At 34.2% G+C, this 12,167-nt stretch carries 8 protein-coding genes; 3 read left to right on the top strand and 5 right to left on the bottom strand.

Annotation, left to right across the window (positions count from 1 at the left end; genetic code table 11):
- Window positions 1-349 precede the first annotated feature (349 nt).
- The 3 genes from BM121_RS15145 (at window position 350) to BM121_RS15135 (ending at window position 3,435) form a co-directional block, all read left to right on the top strand.
- Window positions 350-1,195, top strand: coding sequence for an AraC family transcriptional regulator (locus tag BM121_RS15145; protein WP_175495452.1), 846 nt, complete (start codon window positions 350-352; stop codon window positions 1,193-1,195).
- A gap of 256 nt (window positions 1,196-1,451) precedes the next feature.
- Window positions 1,452-2,222: a sugar phosphate isomerase/epimerase family protein gene (locus tag BM121_RS15140; RefSeq protein ID WP_091484495.1), complete on the top strand. Its 771-nt coding sequence runs from the start codon at window positions 1,452-1,454 to the stop codon at window positions 2,220-2,222.
- 193 nt (window positions 2,223-2,415) lie between these two features.
- Entirely contained in the window at window positions 2,416-3,435 is a 1,020-nt protein-coding gene (locus tag BM121_RS15135; RefSeq protein WP_091484494.1) for an NADP-dependent oxidoreductase, read from the top strand.
- An 852-nt stretch (window positions 3,436-4,287) separates the two neighbouring features.
- On the opposite strand, the gene BM121_RS15130 is transcribed toward BM121_RS15135, so the two are convergent.
- From BM121_RS15130 to BM121_RS15110, 5 genes are all read right to left on the bottom strand, one after another.
- A complete protein-coding gene (locus BM121_RS15130) occupies window positions 4,288-5,817 on the bottom strand; it encodes a glycoside hydrolase family 32 protein (protein WP_091484534.1) in 1,530 nt (509 codons plus the stop codon).
- Window positions 5,818-5,939: 122 nt separating this feature from the next.
- A complete protein-coding gene (locus BM121_RS15125) occupies window positions 5,940-7,415 on the bottom strand; it encodes a glycoside hydrolase family 68 protein (protein WP_091484493.1) in 1,476 nt (491 codons plus the stop codon).
- Between the two features lie 262 nt (window positions 7,416-7,677).
- Window positions 7,678-8,934: an ABC transporter substrate-binding protein gene (locus BM121_RS15120; RefSeq protein WP_091484492.1), complete on the bottom strand. Its 1,257-nt coding sequence runs from the start codon at window positions 8,932-8,934 to the stop codon at window positions 7,678-7,680.
- The gene (locus tag BM121_RS15115) at window positions 8,931-10,079 is read right to left on the bottom strand and encodes a response regulator transcription factor (RefSeq protein ID WP_091484491.1); all 1,149 of its coding nucleotides are present in this window, start codon (window positions 10,077-10,079) and stop codon (window positions 8,931-8,933) included. Before BM121_RS15115 ends, BM121_RS15120 begins: the two co-directional genes overlap by 4 nt.
- On the bottom strand, window positions 10,057-11,847 hold the full coding sequence (locus BM121_RS15110; protein ID WP_091484490.1) for a cache domain-containing sensor histidine kinase: 1,791 nt from the start codon (window positions 11,845-11,847) through the stop codon (window positions 10,057-10,059). Before BM121_RS15110 ends, BM121_RS15115 begins: the two co-directional genes overlap by 23 nt.
- Window positions 11,848-12,167: the final 320 nt, after the last annotated feature.

The following is a 12,167-nucleotide window of genomic DNA, read 5'->3' as shown; positions in this document are numbered from 1 at the left end:
GTAGAGTCCCGCCTATCGATGGGTTTGATGTATGCATACTCTAACTCAAAAAAATGTTAACGGTTACATTAAGGTTATTATAGTTTAAACATTCAATTAATTCATGATCTGATAATATCTAGTTTTCTTCCAAAATTATCTGAGAGTCTTTGCCAGATATATGGAAGTCTTATGACAAAATCGTTGTAGCACAGCAAGGATGCTAGTAAACCGTGTGTTATAATCGATAATATTATAAAATTTAGTGAGAACGTCTGATTAAAAAGGATTTTTGAGAATATTTACATTTTAATGCAATGCCTTTCATTTCAATCATCTTTATATACTACATCAGAAAGGAATGGGTCATGTGAATAAACCTTTGCGAATCGGATATCGTTCAAGTGGAAGTGGTGAGTTTGATTATCATTCACATCCAGAACAATATGAAATTTATTTTTTTCACTCAGGATCATGTCGATATTTAATTCATAACCAGATTTTTGATTTAGAACCAGGTGATTTATTGCTTATGGATGGAATGACACTTCATAAGCCCAATGTAAATCCAAATAAAGAGTATGTTCGCAGTGTCATTCATTTTTCCCCTCAGTGGATTAAAAGTATTCTTTTAGAAATTGACAGTATGTATTTATTAGAAGTTTTTAAAAAACTGCATCATTGCTTAATTCGTACGAGAGAAAACGATGAATCCAAATATTTAGAGGAAGTAATTCAACGACTTGTGAAGAGGAAGCGTGCAGCAAATCAGAACGATGCTATCACTGAAGCAGAACTGAAAGTATTGTTAATTCAAGTATTAATTAGTGTTTATCATCTCGGTCAGATTGATTCTATTAAACTGCCAGATCGGAAAAGTGATAAGTTTGAACATTCAGAAAAAATTGCTGAATATATTCAAGTTAATTACATGAACAAGTTATCTTTAAATGATATAGCAAAAGAACTTAGCTTAAGTAAGTCATATGTTTCTCATGTATTTAAAGAAATGACTGGTTATACAGTAATGGAATATGTGATGGGATGCCGCCTAACACAAGTAAAATATTTATTAGAAATGGAATCTCATAAACCATTAAAAGATATAGCTTATGAGTGCGGTTTTGAAAGCGTTTCTCACTTTAGTCGCTTCTTTCGTGAAAAAGTTGGGGTAACTGCAAAGCAATATCGTCATATTCGGTTAAACAATAAATGAAAGGGTATTTAATGAATATCCTACTAATAAAACTTCAAATGCACACTCAGATAATTTTCCTAATAATCTAAGTAACGTCATACAATGATTTTTATCTAAAATTCTACTATAATTTAACTAGTTAAATCTATTTTGAAAACGATTACCTTTTAAATGGAAGAGGTAATTTCACTGATTAATGGAAAAGAATTAAGGCACAAAGGTGATATTTCTCGAATAATTATCTGTATGTCGTTTTAAAAAGGAGATGTTTTTAATGGAACAAAAGTTTGCCGCACAGCTATATACGTTGCGTGAGGAATTAAAAAAAGAGGGAATACGTCCGGTATTCAAAAAGTTGAAAGAGATGGGCTGGGCAGGTGTACAAATCTCCGCATTGCCAAAAGATTATGATCCTAAAGAAGTAGCACTTGCTTTAGAAGAAAATAAGTTAAAAGCTGCTGGGATGCACACTCCATTGAAGCGATTGCAATCGGATCTGGATAATGTATTAAAAGAAGTAGATTTATATGGAACTAAGGATATTATCTGTCCGTTTCTATCGAATGAATTACGAAATGAATCAGGCTATCGTGAGGTTAAAGAAACGTTAAATCGAGTTGCCAAACAAGCACCAGGTTATCGTATTAGTTATCATAACCATGCATTCGAGTTTGATAATGAGATTGATGAACAGAATGCATTACGTTATATACTTAATCCTTATAATGGTAATGAAATTTTGGCTGAAATAGATGTCTTTTGGGTGAAAAAGAGTGGGCGTGATCCTGTTGAATTTATATATCCTTACGCAAATCGTATGCCGATCATTCACTTGAAAGATATGACAAATGATGAACGGCAGACATTTGCTGAAGTGGGAGAAGGCGTAATTGACTTTGTGCCAATTCTTCAATGGGGAGAAGCAAACGGTATCGAGTGGTATGCGGTAGAACAGGATGTTTGTGAACGAAATCCATATGATTGCTTACAGACTAGTTTAACTAATTTGAAAAACCTGTCGAAACAAATTAATGATGAAATGTGAAACTTAGGAATTAAAAGGGAATATGTTATTCAACAAAGAGTATATCAGCAGTATCTTGGGCACATTAAGGAAGCTTACTAAAGTGTAGGGATAGTCATTAAAACATTTGAGTGAAGCATTTAGCTTTCTTTTATCCTAATTTTTTGTTACTTTAGCTAAGCATGGAAAGTAATACAGAATAGGAGAGATAGAATTGAATAATAAAAAAGAACAAATTATTTTAGCAGAACGACCAACAGGCACACCTGATAAAAATACATTTAAATTGGTAGAAACAGATAGTAAGCAACCGGAAAAAGGCGAAGTTTTAATTCGTACATTATACGTATCCGTCGATCCATATATGCGTGGGCGAATGATAGATGCTCCTTCTTATGTAGCACCTTTTGAGTTGAATGCAGTTATTGATGGTGGAGCAATCGGAGAGGTTGTTGAATCCAAGTCAGATCAATTTCAATCAGGTGATGTAGTCATTGGTGGCTATGGTTGGCAGACATATTACACAGCAAAAGAAAATGAAATTAGAAAGATTGATAAGGATATAGCACCTATTAGCACTCATTTAGGTATCTTAGGGATGACTGGTTTAACAGCATACTTCGGACTTCTTGAGATTGGAAAGCCAAAAGAAGGTGAAACGGTTGTTATCTCAGGTGCTGCAGGTGCAGTAGGATCAATCGTAGGCCAAATTGCTAAAATTAAAGGAGCACATGTTGTTGGAATTGCAGGTTCAGATGAAAAAATTCAATATTTAAAAGAAGAATTACATTTTGATGATGCAGTTAATTACAAGACAACTGCTAATCTTGAGAATGATTTAGCGAAAGCCTGTCCAAATGGCATAGATGTTTATTTTGATAATGTTGGTGGAGAAATATCTGATGCAGTACATGCGCATTTAAACAAATTCGCACGTATGCCAATTTGTGGTGCCATATCAAGTTATAACTTGGAAGGTGAAGATATTGGACCGCGTGTACAAACAACACTTATTAAGAAAAGTGCCGTAATGCAAGGATTCACATTAGGTGATTTCGCAGACCGCTTCCCTGAAGGTACAGTAGCACTTGCAGAGTGGTTACAAGAAGGTAAATTAAAATATCAAGAAACAATCAAAGAAGGATTCGAAAATATCCCAGATGCATTTCTTGATCTATTTGAAGGAAATAATATCGGCAAACTATTAGTAAAAGTAGCGGAATTACCTCAATAAAAGCCTGCTTTTATACTAGCTTATCATCCACCATTCTCCCTCCATCAGTTGAAATTGGTATGAAGCTCGTTATGGTATTAGGAGTTGAGACAATATTGAAAATCATCATATAATACCTAGAGCAAATGAGGGAAGTAATGGCTTGTTATATTTAATACCCTTACCTAGACCTTTTCATCGAGGGACAGTAAAGCCTAGGTAGACTATTTATTAAGAATTAGTAACATTCCTTTTGTACTTGCAAGGGGGGATTAATGAATAGGCTATTTACTAATATTCTCCCGGAACTATGGAGGTTATAAGCTGACCTTCCAGAAGAAGATGGTGAATCTAGTACCAATAGGTGGCGAATTGTCAGGCATGATGTAATCAGCCTTACTGTATCATGTATAATTATTTTGTAAGTAAAAGACTATCCCCTGAAATTAAAGGGGGGTAGTCTTTTCATTTGTGAAAAATTTACTTTTAATAATGTTTAGAATAGGGAATGAAAATATAATAAAAGCTAATCTTTTGAAGATATAATTATACCTAATGGACATTTGCACTTTCTATTGTATTCTTATCTTTTTTAAAAAAGAAGAAAGAATAATTTTTGCATATGTTAAGAACAAGAAAAATCAAATCTGAATCAAAATATTAAACATAAGTTTTATAGATCATGTAGTGATAACTATCCTAATTAAATAGAAGCGTTTACGTATATGTTATCAACTTTTGCGTAAGCGTCTCTTTTCAATTACTTGTTCACATAGTATAGATCTTTGAAATTGTTCAATGTTTGTGTAGCAGAATGTCGTATCGAAAAAAGAAACGCTAATGATTTCATCAGCGTTTCTTACATTGTAGTGTTTATTCATGTATCGAATGTATATGCTGAATTTCTACATTTTCAAAAATAGCTTTACCCCCTTCAGAAAATAGAGTAATGCCCTGATCTTCCTTTAGAGGAAAAACTAAATTGGAATGCGTTATTTTTCCGTCATCAATAAACACTTCCACACTAGTTTTATCGACAAGTATTTTGAGGTGAGCGTTCTTTTTGTGTTGATTCATAGGTGCTTTACTTTCAACCATATTATTATTATCATTTGGCTGATCGGTAGATTCGCGATTGACATAGGAATACGCCTTCCGAGGGGAAAATCCAATATCGATGTGACGATTCTGATCGTTGGATTCTCTAAGTCTGATTCCGATATTTTCAGCTTCATCCCAACTGATATCAGTTTCTAATTGATATGCATCTCCTACGGTTTCTAGTGTTACCATACCATCTACTTCTACTTCGGGATAACTTTCTGTACTCTCTATGAGTTGATCTAGTTCTTTTTTTGGTTGGGAAGTGATATAATATTCATCTTGTTCATCTTTTTTTAACTCTATTTTTCTAACAATGGAATCTTGTCCATTAAAGCCTTCTTCTAATGTTGGTGTATTGTTTGCATATGCCCAGTTATTCATCCATGCTAAAGCATAGCGATTATTCAGTTTATCTCTGCTCTTACCATCTTCAAAAGTAACACCTCCATACCAATCAAAGCCATAATCCAGCCATTTAGGTTCCTTGTGGTCTGGAGTAAAAGTTTGACCATTAAAGTCTCCGATCCAATAAGCATATGTGTTGGGTTTGCCTTGCTCCATACCGTTTGCACTGACGCCCATTACCCATTTTATACTGCCATCATCTGTTTGCAGTTGAAATAGATCTGGGCACTCTAATATTCCCAGATTTTCTGTTTGAAATCCATCAGTATACTGCCATTCTTTAAGATTTTCAGATTCATAAAAACCAATTTTGGATCCTTCAGCCATCAGCAAAACCCATTTTTGAGATTTCTCTTCCCAAATGATCTTCGGATCTCTAAAGTTTTCTATTCCTGGATTGGGCATTACAGGTTCATTTTGATACTCGTTAAATGTTAAACCATCATCTGTGCTGTACCAAAGATATTGCTCTTGTTGTCCATTTGCGGATGGTTGAGTAACGATAGCAACAAGGGTATTTTCTCCGAATCCAGCTGAATTATCATGATCAACGATAACAGAGCCTGACCAGGGATCCCCGTTTTCATTCGTATATTTTGGAACCGCGACCCCTTCATCCTCCCAATAAATCAGATCTTTAGAAGTAGCGTGACGCCATTCTGTTCCGTTGCCTTCGGGATAATCTCTGTTATAAAGATAATAGTAGTGATATTTTTCATTAAAATAGAGAGGACGTTGAGGGTCATTTTTCCAATTATCGGGCACTGTAAAATGATAATCAGCTCGATAAGAGTAATCTTCATCTTGCGAATTAGAAGGTGGCATTGTATTTACTGTATGCAAATTAAAAATTATAAGAATGATGAGCAAAAGAGAAAAGAGCGAGAATAGCATTACATCCCATTTGCTCCTCCAATTTTTGAATATCTTCAAGATTTTTGACCTCCTTTATTTGAAGTGACAATGTTCAAAAAAGAAAATGCCGAGTTTATTCGGCATTTTCTTTTCATTCATTTTTAGTTTTCTCCATGTAGTGTAATTTGACCTTGCTCAAGGATGCTATCTTTTACAACTGATGATTTTTTGTTGTTTAAACTCAACTTAAAGCTAGGAGCAAAGGTAGATTTGTGATCTTCAAAATAGCCTCTGTTCGTCATATAACTTGTAACTACCGCTTCATCTGTTGTCTCTTGTGGAATAACATAGTGTGCGTAATTCCAAGTAATATCATATGGATCCAAATCATGATGAAGAACAATACCTGTTTTATTCATTGGTTTAAATTCACCAGTTAGTGAATTGGAAACATATCCAAGCATATAAATATCTTCATCATCAATGCCGTCAATTGTCATTTTAGATCCACGGGCACTCGTGAACAGGTACCATTTTCCATCTTTTTTGAAAATGTTTGGTCTTTCAATTTCATCTGTAACGGTATTAGAAACTAGTAAAGGGTCCATTACTTTTTTCAATTCATAGTCATCAGTGATTTCAACAATTCCGATAGCACCATTTGCTAATTCAGCATAGTCTTTTTGGGAACTGTCTAATAGCCAATCTTTTTCATTTTGAAAGAAATGATTGCTGTTCCCATAATAAGCTTGATTATAAAGAGAGTCTTTCCCAGAGTATCCATAATCTGTTCCGGTGTTAGCTTCAAAGACAAGGTATTTATGGCCATTTTCTTCAATATAGTGAGGGTCTCTTAAGGTATGATTTTCCTTCCAATTGATTTCATCCCCACCGAAAGCTTGCATAACATTTTGATAGACAGAGCCGTCTTCACCTTCAAAGATTGATTTATGATCTTCCACACTATCAACCTGAAGTGCTCCATCTTCAATTTCAGAAACATTTACCTGTGCAGTTGTTAACGTCTGCTTACCGTAAAGGTCTTTTGCTTCATCGAACGCTGTACGGTTGGTATAGAATAAACGAATTTCTCCATTAGAAGTAAATGTGGCAGAACCAGACCATTCTTCTGATTGATCTTTTAAATATTTATCATTAGCTTCGAATTTATCATTATCATCGAAAACTCGTCCTGCATTTTCCCAGGCATCGATAGAATTTTCATCCGCTTTTTTATAAAACAAATAAACAAAAGTATCTTCAGCATTCTCTGGATTACCTGCTAGACCGAATAAAATATGATATCCATTATATTCTGCTACAGTTCCGTCCGCATTTTGAAGTGGCCATGTATCCCACACATCTAATTTTATTTCTTCTCCATCTTCCGTAACTTTTGTAGCAGAAGGGATGTTTTGAATGGTGGATGAGTCAAATGTAGGTACTTTGAAATCTTCATCACCATGTTGTTTAATCATATCCTTCATATCAGAGCGTGTGATGGTAGATGTACCATAATCTTCCTTATAGTCTTGTGAAGACTTTTTCTCTGCATGCACAAGACCGCTTCCGCCAACTAAAATGGCAGTACTTAGTGTTAATACTGTCGCTTTCTTAACAAAACCTTTCCATTTCATACTATTCCTCCTCATAGATACTTTTTATCTGCCCGGGCTGTGTACAAATATTAGTATAAGAGAGTTAGGAAAGGTAAGAAATGTCTAAGATTGATATAATTTTCGTTGTATATTGATTAGGAAAATAGGCCTGAGATTATCTGTCCAACGTAGTAAAAATGGTAAATGTCACAAAGTATAACTTATCCCTAGATTGTGATGCCTTTATCTCAGTTGATTCACTCTAGTCACAAGTTTATTAAACGGGCGCACAAAGCCTTTTCTAATGTATTTCATCCCATGTATTCTGATAGGCTTGTAGTAATTGTGTTTTACTCCATTCGTGTTCGATATATTGTTGTGTATCAGTACCGAACGCTTCTCTTAACCCAGCAGGAAGGTCTGACCAATTGGAGGATAAAGTTCTGTTTGCTTGATAAAGTTCTGTTATTTTGGAAGTAAGTGGATCTGTGTCCTGTATATCCACATGTTTAAAAGCAGGAATAAACCGCAGTTTTTCGACCATAAACTTTTGTCCCTGCTCAGAATTTACCATCCAATTTAAAAATCGTTTTGCTTCTTCTTTCTTTTCTGCTGAGGTTTGTTGATTAACTACCCAGTAGCTTGGGGTATGAATGCTTAATGTATTTTTTTCTGCTTTCTCATTTAGAGTAATCGGGAAGATACCAATCTGCATATCTGGTGCGAATTTATTTATCATAGGCTGAATCCAATTCCCTTGCAACATCATTGCTGCCTTTTCTGATGTAAATTGCTGAAGTTCCATTGTATAATCTGTTGATAGCGGATCTTCTCCGCCATGCTCTATCGTTAAATCTAATAGCTCTATTAGTTGTTTGAATATCTGATTGTTTTCAATTGAAGTTGTGCCATCTTTTAATTTCTTAATAAAAAGATCTGGGTTTTCTTGTTGAGAAATAGCAATGTTCATCAAATGGTCTCCTAATTTCCACTTCTCGTAATATCCTGTCGCAAAAGGGGTAATACCAGCTTGTTCTAATTGTTTAGTTATAGACTTTAATTCTGTGAAGGTAGAGGGAAGTTTCTCAATTCCTGCCTCCTTAAACAATTCTTTATTATAAATGAAACCATATCCTTCTAAATTCATTGGCATTCCATAAACATGCCCATCCATTTTTATTGCTTCCAATGTTTCTGGATAAGCATTTTTCACCCATGGCTGATCAGATAGATCCTCCAAATATGGCATCCATAACTCTGTAGAGCTATAACCAGGGTTTGTAAAAATATCAGGACCTTCTTCGGCTGCTATTTGTGCTTTCAAATCAGAAAAATCATCCAATGCACCGCCCACCGTGGTTACTTCTATTTTCACGTAGGGATGTTCTTTTTCATACGCTTGGATCATTTCTTCAAATGCGGAAGCAATCTCTATTTTAGGATTACGTATGGTAAGGGTGACCTTTGATGAGTTTTCTTCTTTATCATCTTTCGGAGTGTTTGATTGACATGCTGAAATAAACAAGATGATAAAAAGGAAAAGAAGTGTTTTTCTCATCCAATCACCTCGTCTTTTTTATTTCTATATTCATTTGGCGTAAAGCCAGTTACTTTTTTGAATAATTTGGAGAAAAATTTTTCATCCTGGTAGCCAAGCATTACAGAAATAGAATAAATAGTCTCATCGGTTCCTCTTAACCAACACTTAGCCTGTTTAATTCTAAGATTTGTCACGTATTTTGACATAGGCATACCCTTCTCTTGTTTAAATTTCCTTGAAATATGCTCACGACTCAAGAAAAATAAATTTGATAATTTTTCAAGGCTTATATCTTCCATATAATAATTATCGACAAAAGAAACAATGTCTTGGATTTGACTGACTTGATCTAATTGTGTTGATTGATAAACGGTTCTAAACTGATTATTGTACAGTTTTGTCTTCAACATTTTGAACACTGTAGGAAGATTTTTTAATGGTTGCGGATCTTCACTAGCTACAATTCGGACGGGGCTTTCCATATGTTCACTAAGCCATTTCTCTATTGTCACCCACTCATTCTCCAAGGTCACAACAAGGCAGAGATTATGATATGTTTGAAGAGAGTATGCATTTCCTAACCTTTGTGTGGAAAGTTTATTTGCCAATGATTTTATCTCTGGTTCTGAGTAATGCATATGATAGAAAGATAATAATGTCATATCATAACGGTTAGCTTCTGGAAGAGAAAGTAGTAGATTGTTCATATCATAGGTTTCTCCTGTACAAGCATCCGTAACTATCTTGTTGTATATATAATTCTCCTCAATTAAATTAGTTTCCACAAAATCTCTCTGCCATGCTATAACTGCTTCTTTTAAGATCTCATTGAAAACGTCCGCTTCGATTGGCTTCATTAAATAGTCAAAACTATTATGTTTGATAGCCTGACGCATGTAAGAATAATCATTGTATCCTGTTATAAAAATTACTTTTCCCTGATAAGAGTTGGAATCTAGCCATTTCATCAGTTCTAGACCATTCATTCCAGGCATTTTAATATCCGTAAAAATAATTTCAGGGCTTTCCTTCTCTATTAAAATTTTTGCTTCTTCTCCACGACTTGCTTCCAGTATTTTTGTTATACCTTGAGCTTCCCATTTACCTAAAATTTTGATTACATCAAGTACATTTTTCTCATCATCTACGATCAATACTTTCACGTTTTATTCTCCCTTCCGTAAAAGATATTTCGTTTAGTGGAATAAATATTTCTACAATAAATGCTTGTCCTTTATTATTCTCTATATTAATTCCTGCTTTATCACCATAAATCAGTACCAATCTGTCTTGAATGTTCTTTAATCCTATATGTTCTTTTTCATGATTTTCAGTTGGAGAAGGGGGATAAATAGTTTCTCTTAGTTCCTCTAATTTCTCATCACTTACGCTTGCTTCATCATTTTCTACCTTAAAATAAAGGTAGGATTTTCTTCTTTCACCAAATACATTTAATCTAGCATTTGTATGTCCTTCCTCAAAACAGTGTTTGAAAAAATTCTCTACTAACGGTTGCAGGATCATACTGGGAATCTGTATTTCTAATATGTTTTGATTTATTTGCAAGTTGTAATGAATCTGATCGTGAAATCTCTCCATTTGTAAGGACAGATAGCTTTCAATGTAACGCATTTCTTCTTTGACTTTCACCCACTTATTAGCTTGCATAGAATATCTCATCATGTTGGATAAAGAGGTTATGAGATGATACACATTAGGGGCATCAGATCTCAAAGCTACAGTGCCAATAGATTGGAGAGCATTAAACAAGAAGTGGGGATTCACTTGTGACTTCAAAGCTTGGAATTGTATTTCCTTGTTTTCAAGTTCTAGCTTATATTCACGTTCAATATGATGGTTAATTCGCTTCATCATATCTTTCATATGCTTTTCTAAATATCCAATTTCATCATGTCGTTGATCATTAAAAGGTACTTCTACATAACTGCCGTCAATCGTACTTACTTTATTCGTCAATCGTTTAATAGGAGTAGTGATTTTATACGTAATAATTCCGACCATCACTAACCCAAAAATACCTACTATAATACCAACTATAATACTTGTGAAAGTAGTTTTACGTACATCGTGAAACAAAACTTCGCTTGGTGTAATCTTTACTAATTCCCAGTCATGTAGAGGGGAAGTTAATGTCTTGGAAAGGATAATGTCGTCACTTCCCTTTTCACCTTGTATGGTTGTTTTTAAGCTGTCAGATACAGGATTGCTGATTTGTTTCGTATTATTACTGAATACTATTTGGTTATTTTTATTAATCAGATACATTGATTCGTGCTTATTCTTTATTAAATCAGCTGCAATCTGACTCAATTCATTCAATTCTTCATCCATTGAAATCACACCAAGAAACTCTCCAGTAAAGATATCCTGTATCTTATGATGAATGGTTATTACTTGTGTATGATCTGTTTGTGGCACAATCGCTACATTATTATAATTTTCTAATGGATGTGGAGGTTCAATAATTTGTTTTACATCTGACTGATATAGTTTTTTTATATAGGGTTCCTGCAAAAGGTCCGGTTTAGATTTACGAGAACTGACTATAGCATTATAAACTGTAACAGATTCTTCTCCTTTATCCATATAGAAGCGAACTTGTCTTATTTCCTCACGCACTAGATAAAAATTTTGAATGCTTTTTTCTAGATAACTGGAATCTTCCACTTCCTTTTTAAAAATACGAAATAGATCAGCATCACGATAAAGTTTATAAGGGAGATGAATGAGTTCATGAAAATATTGCTGCAATTGTTTGGAACTTTCATTTAACTGTTCCTCATTATTGGCAAGTTCATGCTTTTCAACATTGTTTTTCGTATAACCATAAATAAGCAATACCGACAAAAAGTACGGAAGAAGTATGAATATAATTAACATATATAATAAACGGCTTTGGATGCTTTTCATCTTACACTTCTCCCTTCTAATCGTGAAAATACCTGACAAAATAGAATCTAATTTATATGGTATCGATCCCACATCAGACACTAAATTTCAATCGATTGCTATCTTTCTTTTACATTATAAAACTTTCGAATATCTTCAGCAATATGAGATAAGGCTCAATTTCATGTATGAAGCAGACATTACACCAGAATCTAATCCTGTTATCAGTTATATTCCCTGTTTTTTAGATCTTTGGACACCTGGAACGTCATGGGATAACGGTACTGTGCTAAATGAACGGTGATTGCTATAACGAATAATCGTATAGGTGAGGAAGGGAA

The sequence above is a fragment of the Gracilibacillus orientalis genome (assembly GCF_900114645.1).
GTDB lineage: Bacteria > Bacillota > Bacilli > Bacillales > Amphibacillaceae > Gracilibacillus > Gracilibacillus orientalis.
Note: the sequence above shows the minus strand (reverse complement) of the source record. Positions and strands in the feature narration are given on the sequence as shown.